Annotated in this window: 21 protein-coding genes; 15 read left to right on the top strand and 6 right to left on the bottom strand. The window is 65.1% G+C overall.

The window, feature by feature from the left end:
- Nucleotides 1–2 precede the first annotated feature (2 nt).
- The gene (locus tag ACEE23_RS06055) at nucleotides 3–665 is read right to left on the bottom strand and encodes an AMIN-like domain-containing (lipo)protein (RefSeq protein WP_368519152.1); all 663 of its coding nucleotides are present in this window, start codon (nucleotides 663–665) and stop codon (nucleotides 3–5) included.
- An 85-nt stretch (nucleotides 666–750) separates the two neighbouring features.
- Nucleotides 751–1,167: a VOC family protein gene (locus tag ACEE23_RS06050; RefSeq protein ID WP_368519153.1), complete on the bottom strand. Its 417-nt coding sequence runs from the start codon at nucleotides 1,165–1,167 to the stop codon at nucleotides 751–753.
- A gap of 201 nt (nucleotides 1,168–1,368) precedes the next feature.
- On the opposite strand from ACEE23_RS06050, the gene dapB reads away from it, so the two are divergent.
- The 7 genes from dapB to ACEE23_RS06015 all read left to right on the top strand — a co-directional run bounded on the left by dapB (nucleotide 1,369) and on the right by ACEE23_RS06015 (nucleotide 11,296).
- The gene (gene dapB, locus ACEE23_RS06045) at nucleotides 1,369–2,115 is read left to right on the top strand and encodes a 4-hydroxy-tetrahydrodipicolinate reductase (protein ID WP_368519154.1); all 747 of its coding nucleotides are present in this window, start codon (nucleotides 1,369–1,371) and stop codon (nucleotides 2,113–2,115) included.
- A gap of 3 nt (nucleotides 2,116–2,118) precedes the next feature.
- Nucleotides 2,119–2,871, top strand: coding sequence for an FAD-dependent thymidylate synthase (gene thyX, locus ACEE23_RS06040; protein WP_368521231.1), 753 nt, complete (start codon nucleotides 2,119–2,121; stop codon nucleotides 2,869–2,871).
- 62 nt (nucleotides 2,872–2,933) lie between these two features.
- Nucleotides 2,934–3,842 (top strand): 4-hydroxy-tetrahydrodipicolinate synthase, encoded by a 909-nt coding sequence (gene dapA, locus ACEE23_RS06035; RefSeq protein WP_368519156.1) that lies wholly within the window; start codon nucleotides 2,934–2,936, stop codon nucleotides 3,840–3,842.
- 2 nt (nucleotides 3,843–3,844) lie between these two features.
- On the top strand, nucleotides 3,845–6,007 hold the full coding sequence (locus ACEE23_RS06030) for a ribonuclease J (protein ID WP_368521230.1): 2,163 nt from the start codon (nucleotides 3,845–3,847) through the stop codon (nucleotides 6,005–6,007).
- 63 nt (nucleotides 6,008–6,070) lie between these two features.
- Nucleotides 6,071–6,697, top strand: a complete 627-nt coding sequence (locus ACEE23_RS06025) for a TIGR03085 family metal-binding protein (protein WP_368519158.1) — start codon at nucleotides 6,071–6,073, stop codon at nucleotides 6,695–6,697.
- 77 nt (nucleotides 6,698–6,774) lie between these two features.
- Nucleotides 6,775–9,993, top strand: a complete 3,219-nt coding sequence (locus ACEE23_RS06020) for a DNA translocase FtsK (protein WP_368533910.1) — start codon at nucleotides 6,775–6,777, stop codon at nucleotides 9,991–9,993.
- Between the two features lie 187 nt (nucleotides 9,994–10,180).
- Entirely contained in the window at nucleotides 10,181–11,296 is a 1,116-nt protein-coding gene (locus tag ACEE23_RS06015; protein WP_368519160.1) for a TerC family protein, read from the top strand.
- Between the two features lie 149 nt (nucleotides 11,297–11,445).
- Here ACEE23_RS06015 and ACEE23_RS06010 read toward each other — a convergent pair whose 3' ends face one another.
- Nucleotides 11,446–11,733, bottom strand: coding sequence for a YciI family protein (locus ACEE23_RS06010; protein ID WP_368519161.1), 288 nt, complete (start codon nucleotides 11,731–11,733; stop codon nucleotides 11,446–11,448).
- 254 nt (nucleotides 11,734–11,987) lie between these two features.
- On the opposite strand from ACEE23_RS06010, the gene pgsA reads away from it, so the two are divergent.
- The 4 genes from pgsA (at nucleotide 11,988) to ACEE23_RS05990 (ending at nucleotide 14,399) form a co-directional block, all read left to right on the top strand.
- Nucleotides 11,988–12,533 carry a CDP-diacylglycerol--glycerol-3-phosphate 3-phosphatidyltransferase gene (pgsA, locus tag ACEE23_RS06005; RefSeq protein WP_368519162.1) on the top strand — a complete coding sequence of 182 codons (546 nt, stop codon included), beginning with the start codon at nucleotides 11,988–11,990 and terminating at the stop codon, nucleotides 12,531–12,533.
- Nucleotides 12,526–13,041, top strand: a complete 516-nt coding sequence (locus ACEE23_RS06000; RefSeq protein WP_368519163.1) for a CinA family protein — start codon at nucleotides 12,526–12,528, stop codon at nucleotides 13,039–13,041. Before pgsA ends, ACEE23_RS06000 begins: the two co-directional genes overlap by 8 nt.
- Before the next feature lie 36 nt (nucleotides 13,042–13,077).
- Nucleotides 13,078–13,419 (top strand): helix-turn-helix domain-containing protein, encoded by a 342-nt coding sequence (locus ACEE23_RS05995; RefSeq protein WP_070768471.1) that lies wholly within the window; start codon nucleotides 13,078–13,080, stop codon nucleotides 13,417–13,419.
- Between the two features lie 110 nt (nucleotides 13,420–13,529).
- Nucleotides 13,530–14,399 (top strand): PspA/IM30 family protein, encoded by an 870-nt coding sequence (locus ACEE23_RS05990; RefSeq protein ID WP_368519164.1) that lies wholly within the window; start codon nucleotides 13,530–13,532, stop codon nucleotides 14,397–14,399.
- Between the two features lie 97 nt (nucleotides 14,400–14,496).
- On the opposite strand, the gene ACEE23_RS05985 is transcribed toward ACEE23_RS05990, so the two are convergent.
- Genes ACEE23_RS05985 through ACEE23_RS05975 form a run of 3 tightly spaced genes read right to left on the bottom strand, consistent with a single transcriptional unit; the run spans nucleotide 14,497 to nucleotide 16,400 of the window.
- Nucleotides 14,497–15,114, bottom strand: coding sequence for an energy-coupling factor transporter transmembrane component T family protein (locus ACEE23_RS05985; RefSeq protein WP_368519165.1), 618 nt, complete (start codon nucleotides 15,112–15,114; stop codon nucleotides 14,497–14,499).
- A 19-nt stretch (nucleotides 15,115–15,133) separates the two neighbouring features.
- Nucleotides 15,134–15,826, bottom strand: coding sequence for an energy-coupling factor ABC transporter ATP-binding protein (locus tag ACEE23_RS05980; RefSeq protein WP_368519166.1), 693 nt, complete (start codon nucleotides 15,824–15,826; stop codon nucleotides 15,134–15,136).
- Entirely contained in the window at nucleotides 15,813–16,400 is a 588-nt protein-coding gene (locus ACEE23_RS05975) for a biotin transporter BioY (protein ID WP_368519167.1), read from the bottom strand. Before ACEE23_RS05975 ends, ACEE23_RS05980 begins: the two co-directional genes overlap by 14 nt.
- A 174-nt stretch (nucleotides 16,401–16,574) precedes the next feature.
- Here ACEE23_RS05975 and ACEE23_RS05970 point away from each other — a divergent pair, with 174 nt between their 5' ends.
- The 4 genes from ACEE23_RS05970 (at nucleotide 16,575) to miaB (ending at nucleotide 20,359) form a co-directional block, all read left to right on the top strand.
- Nucleotides 16,575–16,790 (top strand): DUF3046 domain-containing protein, encoded by a 216-nt coding sequence (locus tag ACEE23_RS05970; protein ID WP_368519168.1) that lies wholly within the window; start codon nucleotides 16,575–16,577, stop codon nucleotides 16,788–16,790.
- 237 nt (nucleotides 16,791–17,027) lie between these two features.
- Nucleotides 17,028–18,176, top strand: coding sequence for a recombinase RecA (gene recA, locus ACEE23_RS05965; RefSeq protein WP_368519169.1), 1,149 nt, complete (start codon nucleotides 17,028–17,030; stop codon nucleotides 18,174–18,176).
- A gap of 4 nt (nucleotides 18,177–18,180) precedes the next feature.
- Nucleotides 18,181–18,777: a recombination regulator RecX gene (gene recX, locus ACEE23_RS05960; protein WP_368519170.1), complete on the top strand. Its 597-nt coding sequence runs from the start codon at nucleotides 18,181–18,183 to the stop codon at nucleotides 18,775–18,777.
- A 61-nt stretch (nucleotides 18,778–18,838) separates the two neighbouring features.
- Nucleotides 18,839–20,359 (top strand): tRNA (N6-isopentenyl adenosine(37)-C2)-methylthiotransferase MiaB, encoded by a 1,521-nt coding sequence (miaB, locus tag ACEE23_RS05955; RefSeq protein WP_368519418.1) that lies wholly within the window; start codon nucleotides 18,839–18,841, stop codon nucleotides 20,357–20,359.
- Nucleotides 20,360–20,371: the final 12 nt, after the last annotated feature.

The following is a 20,371-nucleotide window of genomic DNA, read 5'->3' as shown; positions in this document are numbered from 1 at the left end:
ACTTAGCCGGCAAAGTCGATGACCACGCGCGGCGGGCCATCCATATACGTCACGGAGTAGGGGACTTTTTCTTTCAGGCCCACGACGAACTGGGACTGGGCCTCGAAGGCGCTGGTGAACTGGACCTCTTCGATGACGCCGGCGCCCGGGAAGCTACCGGTATCTAAGTATTGTTCCTCCAGCTCCGGCGTGGACGGCCACGGGGTGGGCTCGATTCCTAGGTCCAAGAAGGCGTTGCCGGCTACCTCGACGGGGTACCCGGAGGCCTGCTGGGTGGGCGCGTCGGTGTAGCTGGCGAACCAGCTGGCGGGGCCTTTACCGCTAAATTCGATGACCATGCGGGTAAAGCCGGCGTGCTCCGCGGTGCGCACGCGCACCGGGACCAGCTCACCGGCGCCTTGGGCCATGTGCTGCTCATCGTCCAGGGACGGGGTGCCCAGCATCTTCACCCCGTCGGATGCCCCGCCCGCAGGGGCGGTCGCGCCCTTCTGGACGGTGGAGGATTCGGCCGCCGCGGCCTCGTTGTCGGGGGCGGCGGAGGTAGACGTCACGGTGCTGGGGGAGGAGGTGTCGTTCGCGTTGTCGGAATTATCGTCATTCGCGCAGCCGGTGAGGACGAGGCCGGCCACCGCGAGGGGAGCGAGGGTAGAGATCCACTGGCGCATAGGGAGTCATCTCCTTGGGTAGGTAAAGGTTATCCCCAGTTTAGCCGAAACGCGTGTGACGGTTGTTAATTGTGACCAGCGGTTGCTAGTTCTTGAGCTCCACAATCTGGATCAGGTTGCCGCAGGTATCGTCGAAGACCGCGATCCGGGACGGTCCCACGTCGGTCGGCTCCATGGTGAACTCCACGCCGCGGTCTTGTAGCTCCGCGTAGTCCCGGTCCAGATCGTCGGTGAGGAACTGGGTCAGTGGCATCCCGGCCGCGCGCAGGGCGTCGGTGAACTGGCCGGCGGCGGGGTGCCCCTTGGGCTCGAGCACGATTTCCATGCCGGCCCCGGGCAGCACCGAGCCGTCCGCGGCCAGCTGCGTCGGGTTGGTGATGGTCAGCCAGCGGAAATCGCCGTGCGTGACGTCGTCCTTGACCTGGAAGCCAAGCGTACCGACGTAGAAATCGTGGGCGTGGGCCACATCATCGACCAGAATGGAACCGATATACATGCGCATGGGAGTCAGTATAGTGGCCAAAGCCTGGCGGCCGGGCGGTAGAATGGCCGGGGTAACAGAACGCGGGCCCCGGCCCGCAGCCGTGTATCCGTCGTCTTCCGCCACCGCCTCCCGCTGTGAGCGGCCGTGCCTTCCCGCGCGGTTAGGTGCGGGCGGATGACGCGGAACGAGACGAGACCACTACAGGAAGAAGGTAGCGCGATGAATATTCAAGTCGGTGTGCTGGGCGCAAAGGGGCGCGTGGGCGAGGCCGTCGTGGAGGCGGTGCAGGCTGCCGAAGACCTCGACCTGGCGGCGACCATTGACCACGGCGACTCCCTGGAGCTGCTCAAGACCAACGGCGTCCAGGTCGTCGTGGACTTCACCACCCCGGATTCCGTCATGGGCAACCTGGAATACTGCGTGTCCAACGGCATCCACTGCGTCGTGGGCACCACCGGCTTCGACAAGGACCGCCTGGCCCAGGTCAAGCAGTGGACGCAGGCCTCCGGCGCGGGCCACGTGCTGATCGCGCCGAACTTCGCTATCTCCGCCGTGCTGACCATGGTGCTCTCCCGCCAGGTCGCCCAGTACTTCGAGACCGCCGAGGTCGTGGAGTACCACCACCCGACGAAGCTGGACGCGCCGTCTGGTACGGCCGTGCACACCGCCGAGGGGATTGCCGCCGCCCGCCAGGAAGCCGGTATGGGCCCGATGCCCGACGCCACGGAGAAGACCCTGGACGGCGCCCGCGGCGCCAACGTGGACGGCGTGCCGGTCCACGCGGTGCGCACCCGCGGCATGGTGGCCCACGAGGAGGTCATCTTCGGCGCCCAGGGCCAGAGCCTGACCATCCGCCAGGACTCTTACGACCGCACCTCCTTCGTACCGGGCGTGCTGGTCGGCGTCCGCAACATCGCCGACCGCCCGGGCCTGGTGGTTGGGCTGGAATCCTACCTGGGACTCTAGGTCATGGCTGAGGTCAGTAACCTGCAGGTCGAGCTAATTGCGGCGACGGCCTTTCACGCCCCCACCGGGGTGGAATGGCAAGCGGATGCCACGGCCACGGATGCCGAGGCGCTGGTCGAGTTCGCGGGCCGGGCCTGCTACGAGTCCTTCGACAAGCCGAACCCGCGCACCGCGACCAACGCCGCCTACCTGCGGCACATCCTGGAGGTCGGCCACGCCGGCCTGCTCGAGCACGCCACGGCGACGCTCTACATCCGCGGCATCTCCCGCTCGGCCACCCACGAGCTGGTGCGGCACCGGCACTTCTCCTTCTCCCAGCTCTCGCAGCGCTACGTCCACCCCGAGCGGGCCTCCGTCGTACTGCCGGAACCCATCGCTCGGGACGAGCAGCTGACCCGACTGCTGCTGTCCGCGGTGGATGAGAGCCGTTTCGTCTACGAGGAGCTGCTCCACGCGCTGGAGGAGAAGCTGGAGGACGAGCCCAACGCGCTGTTGCGCAAGAAGCAGGCGCGCCAGGCTGCGCGGGCCATCCTGCCGAACGCGACCGAGTCTCGGATCGTGGTCACGGGCAACTACCGCACCTGGCGCCAGTTCATCGCCGCGCGGGCGACGGAGCACGCGGACACGGAGCTCCGCGCGGTGGCCGTGGCCTGCCTGCGGCTTTTGTCCCAGCAGGCGCCCGTGCTCTTTGATGATTTCCACATCACCACGTTGTCCGACGGCACGGAGATGGCTGCCAGCCCCTACGCGGGCTAGAACACCGCCATGCCGGGGGCGGATGCCCGCAGCTCGTCGATAAGCGGGTATCCTTGACGCCTATGAGCACAGGTATGACTGCACAGACCGGCATCGAGACCTTCGGCCGCGTCGGGGTCGCCATGGTCACACCGTTTGACCAGGACGGCGCCCTGGACTTGGGCCGGGCTCGAGAGCTTGCTGCGCACCTCGTGGACAACGGCATCGATTCCCTCATCGTTGGGGGCACTACGGGTGAGTCTCCCACCACCACCGTGGCGGAGAAGACTGAAATGCTAAAGGCCGTTAAGGACGAGGTGGGCGGCAGGGCACGAATTTGCGCTGGTGCGGGAACCAATAATACGGTGTCTTCCGTAGAGCTTGCCCGCACCATGGCGAATGCGGGGGCGGACAGCCTCTTGGTCGTGACCCCGTATTACTCCAAGCCTTCGCAGGCGGGAGTCCTGGCGCACTTCACCGAAATTGCTGGCGCCACCGATCTGCCAATTTGCGTCTACGACATTCCTGGTCGCTCCGGTATCCCGATCCACGCGGATACGTTACGCCGGCTGGCTGAGCTGCCCACCGTCGCGGCCGTGAAGGACGCGAAGGGCGACCTGCCACTCGGCGCTCAATTAATGCAAGAGACCGGACTGGCGTGGTACTCCGGCGATGATCCGCTCAACCTCCCGTGGCTTGCCATGGGGGCCAGCGGTTTCATCTCGGTCATCGGCCATGCCGCCCCGCAGGCTCTTGTGGAGCTTTATGCTTCTTTCTCAGAAGGAAACCTTGCCCGTGCAAGGGATATAAACGTAAATACTCTGGCCCCGCTCGTTCACGCCCAAGCGCGTCTGGGCGGCGCCACCTTAGCCAAGGCGGCCCTGCGACTGCAGGGAATCGACGTCGGCGAACCGCGGCTGCCTATTCTGGCAGCCACCGAGGATGAGCTGACCGAACTCCGCCGCGATATGCAACAAGCTGGAGTCCTATAAGTATGACTGAATCTCGAAACCGTGCCCGGAAAGTGACCCGCAAGGCGGGCCCGCCGACGGGCCAAGAAGCAGCCTCCAACGAGGCGGCATCGCCGGTATTCCAGGCCCCGCAGAACGCCGGAAACGACACTTCCGGTGCAGACGGCGGCAACGGAAACAACAACGGCAATTCTGATAACAAGAACAATCAGAACAACGGCGGCAACCAGGGCAACGACAACCACGGCGGTAACGGCAACAACAACGGCGGCAACCGCCGTTCCAACCGCTCCCGTGGTTCCCGCGGCGGCCGCGGTCGCGGCCGTGGCGGTAGCAACGGCAATAACAACAACGGCAATAACAACGGCAACGGTAAGGGCGGCAAGAACAACCGCAACAACAACCGGGGCCGCCGCAACGTGCCCAAGTCCATGCAGGGCGCGGATCTGACCAAGCGCCTGCCGGAGCCGCCGAAGCAGGCCAAGGGCTCCCTGCGTATCTACGCGCTGGGCGGCATCTCCGAGATCGGCCGCAACATGACCGTCTTCGAATACGACGGTCGCCTGCTGATCATCGACTGCGGCGTGCTCTTCCCGTCCTCGGGCGAGCCGGGCGTGGACCTCATCCTGCCGGACTTCGGCCCGATCGAAGACCGCCTGGACAAGGTCGAGGCCCTCGTGGTCACCCACGCGCACGAGGACCACATCGGCGCTATCCCGTGGCTGCTGAAGCTGCGCCCGGATATCCCGATCGTCGCCTCCCGCTTCACCATCGCGCTGATCGCGGCCAAGTGCAAGGAGCACCGCCAAAAGCCGAAGTTCGTCGAGGTCAACGAGAAGTCGGACGTTTCCTACGGCCCGTTCCGCGCGCGTTTCTGGGCCGTCAACCACTCCGTGCCGGATGCCCTGGGCATCATGCTGGGCACCCCGGCCGGCAACATCATCCACACCGGCGACATCAAGATGGACCAGACCCCGCTGGACGGTCGCCCGACCGACCTGCCGGCCCTGTCCCGCTACGGCGACGAGGGCGTGGACCTGATGCTGTGCGACTCCACGAACGCCAACGTCCCGGGCGTTTCCGCCTCGGAGGGTGACATCCCGGCCACCTTCAAGCGCCTGGTGGCCAACGCCCGTCAGCGCGTCATCATCGCCTCCTTCGCGTCCAACGTCTACCGCGTGCAGGCGGCTATCGATGCCGCCGTGGCCGCCGGCCGCAAGGTCGCCTTCAATGGCCGCTCCATGATGCGCAACATGGAGATCGCGGAGAAGATGGGCTTTTTGAAGGTCCCGCGCGGCACTATCGTGCCGATTGACGAGGCCGCCAAGATGGCCCCGCACAAGACGGTCCTGATCACCACCGGTACCCAGGGCGAGCCGATGGCCGCGCTGTCGCGCATGGCCCGCCGCGAGCACCGCCAGATCACCGTCCGCGACGGCGATCTCATCGTCTTTTCCTCCTCGCTCATTCCGGGCAACGAGGAAGCCGTCTTCGGCGTCATTAACATGCTGTCGCAGATTGGCGCCGAGGTTGTAACCAACAAGGAGGCCAAGGTGCACGCCTCTGGCCACGGTTACGGCGGCGAGCTGCTCTTCCTCTACAATGCCGCGCGCCCGAAGAACGCCATGCCGGTCCACGGCGAGTGGCGCCACCTGCGCGCCAACAAGGAGCTGGCGATTTCGACCGGTGTCGACCGCGACCGCGTCGTGCTGGCGCAGAACGGCGTTGTCGTCGACCTGCACAACGGCCGTGCTCAGGTCGTGGGCCAGATCCAGGTCGGCAACCTCTACGTCGACGGCGTGAACATGGGTGAGGTCGACGCGGACACGCTGGCCGACCGCACCAACCTGGGCTCCGGCGGCGTGGTGTCGATTACCTGTGTTATCGACAACCGCACCTCCCGCCTGATGGAGCACCCGACGGTCGCGACCACGGGCTTCAGCGACGACGATCGCTCCGTGGTCCCGGAGGTAGCCGAGCTGGTCGAGAACACCATGAACGACCTGGCTGCCGAGGGCGAGAACGACACCTACCGCATGGTGCAGAAGATTCGCCGCAAGGTCTCCAAGCTCATGGATTCCAAGTACAAGCGTGAGCCGGTCATCCTGCCGACCATCGTTCCCACCTCGGGCGACGGTTCGCTGATTGATGACGACGAGGTCCACAGCGCCCGCGAATCCCTGTAGCGCTTAAACGCCGCGCATGCTCCCCAGCTCCCTTCCCATGGTTGAAGGGATATGCTGGGGAGCATGTCTTTTTCCGGTACTGAAAGAAACCGACTAGCCGATCTTTTCATCGACCTAGGCCCCGACGCCGATACCCTGTGCGAGGGCTGGACCACCCACGACATGGCCGCGCATCTCTGGCTGCGCGAGCACCGCCCCGACGCGGCCGCCGGAATGTTCATCCCGGCGCTGAGCGGCCACCTGGACAAGGTAACCAAGCAGGTAAAAAGCCGCGACTACGTGAAACTGGTCAACGCCTGGCGTGCGGGCCCGCCGAAGTGGAGCCCGTTCTTCTTGCTGGACTCCAAGCTGAACTTCGCGGAGAACTTTATCCACCACGAGGACGTGCGCCGGGCCAACGGCCAGACCGAGCCGCGGGAATTTTCCGCGGTGGTCGACGACGAATTTTCCGCTACGCTCCAGCGCTTTGCTCCACTGATGTTGAAGAAGTCGCGGCTGCCCGTCATCCTGCACCCGGCCGGCGGGCGCCGGATCGTGGCCGCGGACAAGCGGGGAGTGGCCGAGCGCGGCGACGCCGTGGTGGCTGTCTCCGGGCAGCCGGCCGAGCTGCTGCTGTGGGTCTACGGCCGGGACGCGGCCCAGGTGGAGATCGCAGGCGACAAGTCCGCCATCGTGAAGTCTAGTCTTTAGGCTTGACCGCAACTTTTCTTCGTGAACTGTGTGTTGCGCCTGTGATTAGTGGGGTATAAGCGGCTAGAGTTACAGGCATGTCTGTCAAGAATGTCTCGTCTCGCCGCAGTAGTTCCCCTGGCCGCAACAAACCATCGCCGGCCAAGCGGGCGCGTCCGGCGGGCCGTGGCAAGGCGCCCGAGACTTTAGCGGTACCCAGCGCTGCCGAGAGCGAGCATCCTCGCACCGGCAGCGCTTTCCGTGCGGTCGGGCACGGGGTGGGGGCGATGTTTTCGGCCACCGCCCGCGGCGTGAGCCGGGGCCTGGCAAGCCTGAAGCCGAGCGACGAAGACTTGCTGGACGAGGGCAACCCCGGTAACGATCATAGCGACGGCGCTGCGGCGCCGGTGGAGCAGAACACTAAGCGGCCGCGCCGCGCCAAGAGAAAGAAGTCAGAGATTACGCCTGAGGACACCCCGTCGAAAAGGTCGAAATTGGAAGAAGAGATTGACGAACACGACGCGCTAGACACCGAAGAGGACGGCGCGGAGGCCGGCATATCCATCGGCAACCCGGACGCGGTTGGCCTGATCCTGCTGGGCCTGGCCGCGGTGATCGGTGCCTCCGTGTGGCTGGACATCGCCGGCCCCATCGGCGCCGGCATTGCTACCGTGGTCCACCTTGTCATCGGCGCGGGCGCCCTCGTGCTGCCCGTCGCCCTGGTTGCCCTGGCGCTGGTGCTCATGCTGCGCATCGGCGGGCCCTCGGGCGGCATCCCGCCCCGGGTCATCCTCGGCACGACCCTCATCGTGGTCTCCATGCTGGGGCTTATCCACATCTTCGCCGGCGACCCCACTGAGTGGGCCGACCGCATGAGCGCCGGCGGCGCCGTGGGCGCTTGGACCGGCGGGCTGCTGGCCCTGGGTTTCTCGGGCTACGTAGCCGTGCCGCTGCTCTTCCTAGTCATCGTCTACGGCGCGCTGAAGGTCACCGGCATTACCGTGCGCGAGGCGTGGGATCTGCTGGTTGATACCATTTCCGGCCTGCGCGGCAAGGACGCCGCGGAGGAGGACGCCGACGACGACGCCTACAGCCAGGTCAGCGATCACATCGACGATATCGCCGCCGGCCGCAACACCGAGCGCCGTTCCACGGCCCGCCGGGCCACCGGGCGCCTACTGCCCCAGAAGCCGAAGCCGGCCCCGCAGTCGGGCCCGGGCGCTGGTTCTGCTGCCGCGGGCGCCGCTGGTGCTGCGGGCGCGGCTGGTGCCGCCGCGTCCCCGGCTTCTGCCTGGAACTCCTCGGAGGCGGAGACCACCGCCCTGAACAACCCGGGCCGGTCGGCCGGGAGCAAGTCCAGCCAGCGCGACGAGCTGGCGGATACCAACGAGATCCCGGTCGTGCGCGACGCAACCCCGGAACCGGAAGACCTGTTTAGCGCTTCCCAGGACGCCGGGGCTGCGGAGCCCACGCGCACCCTGGACGCGGGCGCGCAGTCCACGCCGCGCTCGGCTGGTGCTCAGTCGAAGTCCGATGACGCGGTCTCGGCTTCGCGGGAGGCCATGCGCCAGGCGATTATCGCCCGCTCCGGCCAAGACCCTGCTAGAGGGAAGGCCGCCGACGAGGAAGAGCCGGCGGAAGAGCCTGTCGCAGCGGCTGCTCCGGCGACCCCGGCGACGACCGAGGACGGCGACTACGACCTGCCGACGACGGATCTGCTGACCGCCGGCACTCCGGCGAAGGAGCGCACCGAGGTCAACGACCACATCATCGCGGCTATCACGGACGTCTTCGAGGAGTTCAAGGTCAACGCCCAGGTGACCGGATTCAGCCGCGGGCCGACAGTGACCCGCTACGAGATCGAGCTGGGCCCGGGCGTGAAGGTCTCGAAGGTGACCAACTTGCAGTCCAACCTGGCCTACGCGGTGGCCACCGACAACCTGCGCCTGCTGACCCCGATCCCGGGTAAGTCCGCCGTGGGCATCGAGGTCCCCAACCCGGACCGCGAGATGGTGCGCCTGCGCGAGGTGCTCGACGCCCCGGCTACCCGTGCGCAGACCGACCCGATGCTCATCGGACTGGGCAAGGACATCGAGGGCGACTTCGTCTCGGCCTCGGTCAAGAAGATGCCCCACCTGCTGGTGGCCGGTGCTACCGGTTCCGGTAAGTCGGCGTTCGTGAACTCCATGCTGGTTTCCCTGCTTACCCGCGCTACGCCGGAACAGGTGCGCCTCATCCTGGTCGATCCGAAGATGGTCGAGCTGACCCCGTACGAGGGCATCCCGCACCTCATCACCCCGATCATCACGCAGCCGAAGAAGGCCGCGGCCGCCCTGCAGTGGCTGGTCGAGGAGATGGAGCAGCGCTACCTGGACATGAAATCCGCGCGCGTCCGCAAGATCGAGGACTTCAACGCCAAGGTGCGCTCCGGCGAGTACCAGGCCCCTGCCGGCTCCCAGCGCGACGTGCGCCCGTACCCGTACATCGTCTGCGTGGTCGACGAGCTGGCTGACCTGATGATGACGGCGCCGAAGGAAATCGAGGACTCCATCGTGCGTATTACCCAGAAGGCCCGCGCGGCCGGCATCCACTTGGTCTTGGCTACCCAGCGCCCGTCCGTCGACGTCGTCACCGGTCTGATCAAGACCAACGTGCCATCCCGCCTGGCGTTCGCCACCTCCTCGCTGACCGACTCCCGCGTCATCCTGGACCAGGGCGGGGCGGAAAAGCTCATCGGCATGGGCGACGCCCTGTTCATCCCGCAGGGCGCCGGCAAGCCGCAGCGCCTGCAAGGCGCGTTCGTCACGGACGAGGAAGTCCAGGCCGTGGTCGATGCCGCCAAGCGGCAGGCCCAGCCGAATTACACCGAGGGTGTTACCGAGGAGAAGCAGGATAGCAAGAAGAAGGAAATCGACGACGATATCGGAAAGGATATGGACGACCTCCTGGAGGCCGTCGAGCTCGTCGTCACTTCCCAGCTGGGCTCCACGTCGATGCTGCAGCGCAAGCTGCGCATCGGCTTCGCCAAGGCCGGTCGCCTGATGGACCTGATGGAATCCCGCGGCGTCGTGGGGCCCTCGGAGGGTTCGAAGGCCCGCGAGGTGCTCACCAAGCCCGAGGAACTCGAGACCATGCTGTGGTACATCAAGGGCGCCGACCCGGCCGAGGCACCCAAGGAGGTGCAAGAGGAAATGGCCCAGCAGGAAGCTGCGGGCGCCGCCGGTGAGGCGGACACCAACCCGGATGGGGCACCTGCCGGTGGGGAAGATACCCGCACCGTACAGGCAACCTACAACCCGTCGTCGGGGGCGTTTTAGGGCCGCCGCGGGCGGACTCGTGTAGGATTAATCGAGTCTTGGAGGGGAGTACCCCATTCTTCGGCGCTGATCGTCAACACGGCAGCGGCAGCACACACTGCCCGCTCCCGGTCGCGCCGGCCCGGTCATCCGGGCGGGGGAGACCTCCGGTCCATTTTTTGCTGTAACGACCGGAGGGATAAGTGCCATGAGTGTACCCGTATGGATTTGGCTGCTAACTGGCGCAGTCATTCTCGGATTTTTCGTCTTTGATTTCTACTCGCACGTGCGTACTCCGCACGAGCCCACCCTGAAAGAATCCGGTCTGTGGACCGCCTTCTATGTCGGTTTGGCACTGTTGTTCGGCGTGGTCATCTGGGTCCTGTGGGACCACGAGCACGCCGTGCAGTACTACACCGGTTACGTGACGGAGAAGGCGCTGTCGGTCGACAACCTCTTCGTCTTCGCCCTGATTATGGGCGCGTTCAAGATCCCGCGCAAATACCAGCAGAAGGTGCTGCTCATCGGCATCGTGCTGGCGCTCATCTTCCGCCTGATCTTCATCTTGCTGGGCGCCGCGGTCATCGCCGCCTGGTCGGACGTGTTCTACCTGTTCGCCATCTTCCTGCTCTACACGGCCATCAAGCTGATCGTGGATGAGGTTCGCGACGCCCCGGAGACCGACCCGAACGACATGGCGGTCATCAAGATGATCCGCAAGGCCATCCACGTCACCCCGCGTTACCACGGCGACAAGCTCATCCACCGCGAGGAATCCGGCCCCAAGAATGGCAAGCTGGCGCTGACCCCGCTGTTCGTGGCGCTGGTGGCCATCGGCCTGATTGACATCATGTTCGCCTTCGACTCCATCCCGGCTATCTACGGCATCACCTCGGAAGCGTTCTTGGTCTTTACCACCAATGCCTTCTCCCTGATGGGCCTGCGCCAGATGTACTTCCTGCTCGACGGCCTGCTGGACCGCCTGGTGTACCTGCCGTACGGCCTGGGCATCATCCTGGGCTTCATCGGCGTGAAGCTGCTGCTGCATGCCCTGCACGAGAACAACCTGCCGTTCATCAACGGCGGCGACGACGTCCCGGTGCCGGAGGTCTCCACCATCTGGTCGCTGATCATCATCGTGGGGGTCCTCGTCATCACGGTGTTGGCGTCCATCTGGAAGAACAAGCGCGACGAAGCCCAAGGCGGCATCAAGGTCTCCCACAACCACTACGACTGGGACGAGGAAGGCAACAAGATCGTCCGCGACAAGCGCGGCCACCTCATCGGCAAGGCCGACGAGGTCGCCAGCTCCGAGTTGCCTTAAAACCGAACTTGATGGGGCGGTGCGCTAACGCACCGCCTCACACCCGACCGTCCCGAGCGCGATCTTTTGAAAGCCAATATTTACACAGTTGATGGGGGAATTAGGTCGGGCTTTTGTCGCTGCGGCGCCGGAATAAGAGAAGGCGCAGGCTAGAAAATCTTGGTGACGGGGTTCCACTCGCGGAAGCTGCGGCGGGTGACCACGCCCGAGGTGTGGAACGGGTCGTCGTCCATGATCTTGATGGCGTCGGCGACCTGGGCGTCGTCGTCTAGCTGCAGGATGATGAGCGCTCCGCCGGCTGAATCCGGGTGGGGGCCGGAGCCGACAATGAGGCCCTTCTCGTGCAGGCTGTTGATGAATTCGCGGTGGGCGGGGCGCTGCTCCGACACCAGCGGGTTGGTGGGGGCGTAGTCGTAAAAGGTGGCGAAATACTTCATGCTCTCATCCTAGTTTTTCCGCGCCCGCCCCGGCGGTTTTCTTGCGGGACTAATTCTGTCCTGGTCTATCGTGGACGAGATTTACTCCCACAACTCGCGGCGGTTTGGCGTAGCCCGCCCCGTTGATTGCCCGGTGGGACCCCGTTTGGGCCGTGGCCAATAGGAAACGATCTAAAGCAGGTAAGATTGTAGGCGTGAGTCAACCAGGAACTAGGTCATCCAACCCCGGCCCAGCGCACAGCGGCGGCGGGGGCTTGAAGCGTGGCGGGGAGAAGCCCTCCAATTGGAACCTGCCCAACATCCTGACTAGCCTGCGGATCCTTTTCATTCCGGTCTTTGCCTGGCTCGTGTTGGCTGAACACCAGTGGTGGGCGTTTGCCGTCTTCGTCCTGCTGATGATTACGGACAAGCTCGACGGCGACATCGCCCGGGCTAAGGGACTCATCACGGATTTCGGCAAGATTGCCGATCCGATTGCGGACAAGGCGCTGATGACCACGGCGCTGGTCTGCCTGAATATCATCGGGGTCCTGCCGTGGTGGATCACCGTGGTCATCCTGGTGCGCGAATTTGGCATCACGATCTGGCGCATGGTCATGCTGCGACGCGGTCTGGTGGTTCCAGCCTCCAAGGGCGGCAAGCTCAAGACCGTTCTGCAGTCGCTAGCCGTAGCCATGTATCTGTGCCCGCTGCCCGACTGGATGAATATCCCGACGCTGACCGTCATGCTCCTAGCCATGGCCGTCACGGTTGTTACGGGCGTGCAGTACCTGGCGGATGCCCGGAAGCACAATGCCTAATCCTGCTGGTCCGAACCCCGCCGCCCGCGAGACGGTGACCGCGCTGAAGGAACGCGGCGAGACCGTCGCCTGGTGCGAGTCCCTGACCGCGGGCCTGGGCGCGGCCACGCTCGCCACGGTGCCCGGGGCATCGGCGGTGCTGCGCGGGGGACTGGTCACCTACGCCACGGAGCTGAAAACCACGCTGGCCGGGGTGGACCCCGCGCTCATCGAAGAAAACACGGTTATCTCCGCTCCAGTGGCGGAGGCGATGGCCGCGGGAGCGCGGGCGCGGTGCGGCGCCGACTGGGGTCTGGCCTTGACCGGAGTGGCCGGGCCCGACCCGCAGGACGGGCACTCGGTCGGCGAGGTCTGGGCGGGTCTTGCTGCCCCGGATGGCTCCCAGCATTCCTGGCAGGTGGGTGGTCCTGCTGGCCTTGCGGGTACCCGGGACGAGATCCGGACCGCGGCCGTGAGCCAGACGCTGACCAGAGCGGTCGAAAAGATTCGAAATTTTCCCCGCCGATAGGGAACAAAGTACGTTGATGAGCCGTTGGAACTAGTGATGAACACTACTACCGCACTGCTGGATACCCCCACCCGCTCCCATGCCGCGCCGTTAAACGAGCCGTTGCTGCGAGAGGCCCTGGGCTTGAGCCTGCGTGCTTTCCGCGCGGACAAGTCCGTGACTCTGCGCGAGCTCGCTGCGGTCGCCCACGTCTCCCCGGGCTATCTGTCCGAGCTCGAGCGTGGCCGCAAAGAAGTTTCCTCCGAGATGCTCGCGGCGGTTTGCGGCGCCCTCGACGTGTCGGTGGCCGATGTACTCATCGAGGCCGCCGGCTACATGGCGCTGCCATCGGTAGATGAAGAACTGGCGCAGACCGCCCCGGCTGCCTCCGAGCTTTAGCTCCCCTTAACGCCGCCTATTGGCAGCGTGTGCCCGCTATTTTCGCTACGATGGTGGGTCGAAGCACTACTGAGCAATCGATATGTTTAAAGAAAAGAGGCCCTTGGCTCATGGCTAACCCATTTTCCAAACTCTGGAAGTACCTGATGGCTTTGTTTGACTCCAAGATTGAGGAAAACGCCGATCCGAAGGTCCAGATCGAGCAGGCCATCGAGGACGCTCAGCGCCAGCACCAGGAACTGTCCCAGCAGGCCGCGGCCGTCATCGGTAACCAGCGCCAGTTGGAAATGCAGCTGAACCGCCGCCTAGGCGAGATCGAGAAGCTGCAGGGCAACACCAAGCAGGCCCTGCAGCTGGCCGACAAGGCCCGCGCCGACGGTGACGAGACCAAGGCGGTCGAGTACGAAAACGCCGCCGAGGCCTTCGCCGCGCAGCTGGTGACCGCGGAGCAGTCCGTCGAGGACACCAAGAAGCTGCACGACCAGGCCCTGCAGCAGGCAGACCAGGCTAAGAAGGCCGTTGAGCGCAACGCTATGGCGCTGCGCGAGAAGGTGGCGGAGCGCTCCAAGCTGCTGAGCCAGCTGGAGCAGGCCAAGATGCAGGAGAAGGTCTCCGAGTCGCTGAGCAGCATGAACGAGCTGTCCAACGGCTCGACCCCGTCGCTGGACGCCGTCCGTGACAAGATCGAGCGCCGCTACTCCAAGGCTCTGGGGCAGGCCGAGCTGGCCGAGAACTCCGTCGAGTCCCGCATGCAGGAGGTCCAACAGGCCGGCGTGCAGCTGGCCGGACACTCCCGCCTGGAGCAGATCCGCGCGGAGATGAACGACTCCAAGCCGGTCGAGTCGGGCCAGAAGAAGCAGCAGCTTGAGTCCGGCCAGAGCACCGGCGGCAACGCCCAGTCGGCGGCCGACAAGGCAGCCCAGCCGGAGGTCAGCAACGACGCCGTGGAGGCCCGCCTGCGCGAGCTGCGCGGCGAATAACCCGCACTAGCTACTTTGCTTAGCGTCAGCGCTCGCTGACAAAGACAAGCCCCCAGCCATCCCGAAGAGGGAAGCTGGGGGCTTGGTGCGTTGCGGACTAATCGCCGACGCCGCGGGCGGCCAGCGCCTCGCCCATGGCTTGGGCGCGGCGGATAGAGCGAATGACGACCGGGGTGGCGAAGGCCATCACGGACATGTTCGCCCCGCGGGCCTTGCGGGCGTCCAAGACCTCGCCGACGGTCTCGAACATCAGCGGGATGAGCCGGATGGTCAAGGACATCGCCAAGCTGATGGTCTCCACGGGCAGGCCGAAACGCGCCAGGGGAGCCAGGGTCCGCTCCATCGACTCCATGATCTCGTCCACCGTCGAGGTGAGCGTGAGCAGGAAGGCGACCTCCATGGCCGCGAAGATTGTCAAGAACATCACTGCCGCGTACTCGAAGTCGCGGGACCACCATTGGAAGGCCGCCAGCGGCACGAGGATAAACAACGGCGGGGTGAGCTGGCTGGCGATAATGGACGGCGGGACCTGGGCCAGGGCATAGGGGATAGCACCTACTACCACCGCGGCTAGGGCCCACGGGATGGTCTTGATGAAGATGCTGGTAACCAAGATAAAGACGATGATGATAGCCAGCTTCACCGAGGGGGAGGGCCGGTGGACGATGGTGTCTTTATCGACGTAGACATTCAGCGGTATGTTTTTGCGCCGCACGAGCGTTGACTCCTTTGCCTTAGAGCGGGCGGGCTGCCATGAGGTCGCGGTAGAAGCTCAATACCTCCGCCGGCGGGCCGTCGGCGGCGACCTGGTGCTCGTCGATGCAGATAACCCGGTCGAAGTCGGTGAGGAAGTCCAGGTCGTGCGTGACGACGATGAGCTGCTGCTCCAGGCTGGCGAACTCGCGCCGGATACGGTCGCGGTTGCGCAGGTCCAGCAGGGTAGTGGGCTCGTCGGCGAGGATCAGCGTGGGGTCGATGACGAGTACGGCTGCGAGCGCCAGCATCTGCTTCTGCCCGCCGGACAGGGTGTGCGGGGACTGCTCCGCTAGGTCCGTCAGCCCGAAACGCTCCAGGGCGGCGTCGACGCGGCGGTTGCGCTCCTCCTTCGACAGCTTGAAGCGGCGCAGGGAGAAGGCGACGTCGTCGCGCACCTGCGGCATGACGATCTGGTTCTCGGCATCGGAGAAGACGAAACCGATCTTCTTGCGCAGCTCTTTGCCGTTTTCTTCGACGTTGAGTCCGTCGACCGTCACCGTCCCGGTGGTGGGCTCGCCCAGGCCGTTGATAAGACGGGTCAGGGTGGACTTGCCGCTGCCGTTCGCGCCGATGATGCCGATGCGGTGCTCGGTAAGCTCCAGGCAAATATCGCGCAAGACCTCGGTCTCGTCGTAGGTAACGCCGACGTGGTCGAACTTAATTGTTGGCACGGCGGTCAGCTCGTCGCTTGGTAGCGCCCATGAGATCCGGGAAGGCGGCGTGCACGCCGTACGCGATGATGATGGCGACGACGAGCTTCAGGGAGTCCACGGGGACGAAGGCGAACTGGGCCACGGTGGCCTCGGTCAGCGAGAGGCCGGAGCGGACCATCAGGCCGATCGCGCCGCAAACGTACTGGATGAGCAGGGCCACGACACCGGCCAGGATGAAGATACCGATGCGGGCGCCCTTGGCGCGCGGGGCGCGGTAGGCGATGGAACCGGCAACCCACGGGGAGATCACGTAGCCGATGATGTAGCCCACGGTCGGGCCGGCCAGCGCGCGCAGGGTGGTGCCGCCGCCGGCCAGTACCGGCAGGGCCAGCCCCAGGAAGAGGAAGAGCAGGCCGACGGCCAGGCCGCGCTTGCCGCCTAGGACGAGCCCGGCCAGGATGATGGCGGCGTTTTGCAAAACGATCGGGACGCCGGCGGTGCCGACGGGGATGGAGACAAAGGCGAGGACAATGACGAGGGCGGTAAAGACCGCCACGTAGGCCAGACCGGAGGCCAGAGTATTCTTCTTCATGCCCGAAAACCCTAGCAGTGAACAGACAATCTGCAGGAAACGACCACTTTTGAACAGTGTTCATGCAGGACAGGAGCACCCCCGCTTTACCCCCATATAGTGAGGGAGTCAAACGTTTTTCTCTCCGCCCGCCGGGTTGGTTGACCGCAGATATAACGCGGTAGGATGGCGGGCATGCGTTTGACGGAGTACACCCAGCTTATTACGGACGAATTCGGGGCAGAAAAGGCCGCCTGGATTTCCCATTCGCATGTCCTGGCCGAGTTCGGGGATACCGCGGACGCGCTTATCGAACGCGGCGTCGATCCGGGCAAAGTCTGGGACGGGTTGTGCGACGACTTTAGTGTCCCGGAAGAGCGCCGACTGGGCGTGGACTATCCGACCAAATGATTCGTAGTCGGCGTGCCGCATTCGAAATTCGAACAGGCGTGCGTGTACTATGGGGTCGGTGTCCGTCGGTGGTATTAGCTTTTACGGTGTAAACGCCAGCGCGCGGGAACCCACCGGCTAGCCGGCGGAGTCTAAAAGTTAAGGCCGCGGGTTTATCCGTGCGCTGAGTTATCAACGCGAAGTGCTCTAAGTACTCAAGCCCCAAAAGACTTGTTAAAGAAAAGGTGAGTTAGAACCATGGCTGCTAAGAAGAAGTCCGCTAAAGCCACCGGAAATAGCGCGGATGACCGCAAGAAGGCGCTAGATGCCGCGATGGCCATGATCGAAAAGGATTATGGCAAGGGCGCGGTCATGCGCCTGGGCGATGACAACCGCCCGCCCATCCAGGCGATCTCCTCCGGCAACACCGCCATCGACATCGCGCTGGGCATCGGCGGCTTCCCGCGCGGCCGCGTGGTTGAGATCTACGGCCCGGAGTCTTCCGGTAAGACCACGGTGGCCCTGCACGCCATCGCGGAGGCCCAGAAGGGCGGGGGCATTGCCGCCTTTATCGACGCCGAGCACGCCCTCGACCCGGAATACGCCCGCCTGCTGGGCGTGGACACGGACAACCTGCTGGTCTCCCAGCCGGATACCGGTGAGCAGGCCCTCGAGATTGCGGACATGCTGGTTCGCTCCGGCGCCATCGACATCATCGTGGTGGACTCCGTTGCCGCGCTGACGCCGAAGGCGGAAATCGAGGGAGAGATGGGCGATAGCCACGTCGGCCTGCAGGCCCGCCTGATGTCGCAGGCGCTGCGTAAGATGACCGGCGCCCTGTACAACTCGGGCACCACCGCCATCTTTATTAACCAGCTGCGCGAAAAGATCGGCGTCATGTTCGGCTCCCCGGAGACGACCACCGGTGGTAAGGCCCTGAAGTTCTACGCCTCGGTGCGCTGCGACATCCGCCGCATCCAGACCTTGAAGGACGGCCAGGACGCCATCGGTAACCGCACCAAGATGAAGATCGTGAAGAACAAGGTCTCCCCGCCGTTCAAGATCGCGGAGTTCGACATCATGTACGGCGAGGGCATCTCCCGCGAGTCCTCCATCATCGACCTGGGCGTCGAACACGGCTTCATCAAGAAGTCTGGCTCCTGGTTCACCTACGAAGGCGACCAGCTGGGGCAGGGTAAGGAAAAGGCCCGCAACTTCCTCAAGGAAAACCAGGACCTGGCCAACGAGATCGAGAAGAAGATCTTCAAGAAGCTGGGCGTGGGCGCCGACGCCGCCAACGCGGACGAGGAAGTCGCCATGGACGTGCCGGGCGCCGACGATGACCTGTCGGATGAGTCGGTGGGCCTGGTGCCGAACGTCGACTTTGACGACGACGATCAGGACTAGGTAGATGCCGCAGCCATCGCCGGACAAGATCGCGCGGCTGCAGCGCGCCTTGGACGATTACGCGCACGGCAGCGGCGAGAGCGATCTCTTCGACAAAGAGGCCGAGGAATCCAAGTCCAAGGTCCGCGAACGCGCCTTGCGCCTGCTGGACCAGCGCTCCCGCTCGCGGCAGGAGCTCGCCCAGCGCCTGGAGAAGCTGGAATTCGACCCAGCCGTGGTCGGGGACGTCTTGGACGATTTGTCCCGGGTGGGGCTTATCGATGACGCCGCGTTTGCCCGCGAGTGGGTGCGCCAGCGCCACCAGGCCCGCGGGAAATCCGCCCGCGTGCTGGATCAGGAGCTGCAACGCAAGGGCGTCGGCGCCGAGGAGCGCCAGGAGGCGTTGGAGCAGATCGACGCCGCCGACGAGCGCGCCATGGCCTGGTCGCTGGCGCAAAAGAAGGCCCGCGGGGTGAAGGCCGTGCCGGCGGATCGGCACGAGCGGGACAAGGCGCTGCGGCGCATTGTGGGCGTGCTAGCCCGCCGCGGCTTCCGGGAATCCGACTCGCTGGATCTGGCCAAGAAGGCGCTGGCCGAGCGCGAGGCCGAGCTGGAAGCCTAGGCCCCGGGCGGTTATGAAATGGCCTGGTTGATCATTAAAATGAACCGGCGTGACTAACCCCATGACTGAAAACCCGCGCACCTACGAGGTGCGCACGTTCGGCTGCCAGATGAACGTGCACGACTCGGAGCGTATCTCCGGCCTCCTGGAGGACGCCGGTTACGTGGCCGCCCCGCAGGAGGCGGAGCCGGATCTCATCGTCTTCAACACCTGCGCGGTGCGCGAGAACGCCGACAAGCGTCTCTACGGCACTCTGGGCTCGCTGAAGAAGACGAAGGAGAACCACCCCGGCATGCAGATCGCCGTGGGCGGGTGCCTGGCGCAAAAGGACAAGGACACCGTCTTGACCAACGCGCCGTGGGTGGACGCGGTCTTCGGTACCCACAACATGTTCGCGCTGCCGACGCTGCTGGAGCGCGCCCGCCACAACGACGAGGCGCAGATCGAGATCGTCGACGCGCTGGAGGCTTTCCCCTCGGTGCTGCCCGCCAAGCGCGAGTCCGCCTACTCCGGCTGGGTGTCTATCTCCGTCGGCTGCAACAACACGTGCACCTTCTGCATCGTGCCCTCGCTGCGCGGCAAGGAGGAGGACCGCCGGCCTGGCGACATCCTCGCCGAGGTCCAGGCGCTGGTCGACCAGGGCGTGTCCGAGGTGACCCTGCTGGGCCAAAACGTCAACGCCTACGGCGTCCACTTCGCCGACCCGGACCTGCCGCGCGACAAGTACGCGTTTTCCAAGCTGCTGCGCCAGGTGGGCCAGATCGAGGGCCTGGAGCGCCTGCGCTTTACCTCCCCGCACCCGGCGGAATTTACCTCCGACGTCATCGACGCCATGGCGGAGACCCCGGCGGTCTGCCCGCAGCTGCACATGCCGCTGCAGTCGGGCTCGGACAAGGTGCTCAAAGACATGCGCCGGTCCTACCGCACGAAGAAATTCCTCCGCATCCTGGATGAGGTCCGCGAAAAGATCCCGCACGCGGCGATTACCACCGACATCATCGTCGGCTTCCCGGGCGAGACCGAGGAGGACTTCCAGGAGACCATGGAGCTGGTGCGTAAGGCGCGGTTTAGCTCCGCGTTCACGTTCCAGTATTCCCCGCGGCCGGGCACCCCGGCGGCGGAGATGGAACAGCAGATCCCTAAGGACGTCGTCCAGGACCGCTTCGAGCGCCTGGTGGCCCTGCAGGATTCCATCCAGGCCGAGGAAAACGCCCAGCTGGTCGGCACCGACGTGGAACTGCTCGTGCAGGCCACCGGCGGGCGCAAGAACGACCAGACCCACCGCCTGTCCGGGCGGGCCCGTGACGGCCGCCTGGTCCACTTCGCGGCCGTGGACGGCGACGGAAACGACCTCCGGGACGAGATCCGTCCCGGCGACGTCGTGCACACCACGGTGACGGATTCCGGCTCTTTCTTCCTGGTGGCCGACGCCGGGGTGAGCTCCCACCGCCGCACCAAGGCCGGCGATATGTCGGCTGCGGGCCAGACCCCGACCACTGCGCCGGTAGGCGTCGGCCTGGGGCTGCCGTCGGTGGGCCGGCCCGCCGAAACCCCGGCATCCGCTCACGGCGGGTGCTGCTAACTAAACCGAGTA

The sequence above is a fragment of the Corynebacterium sp. 32222D000AT genome (assembly GCF_053546955.1).
The sequence above is the reverse complement of the archived record's forward strand: the minus strand, read 5'-3'. Positions and strand labels throughout refer to the sequence as shown.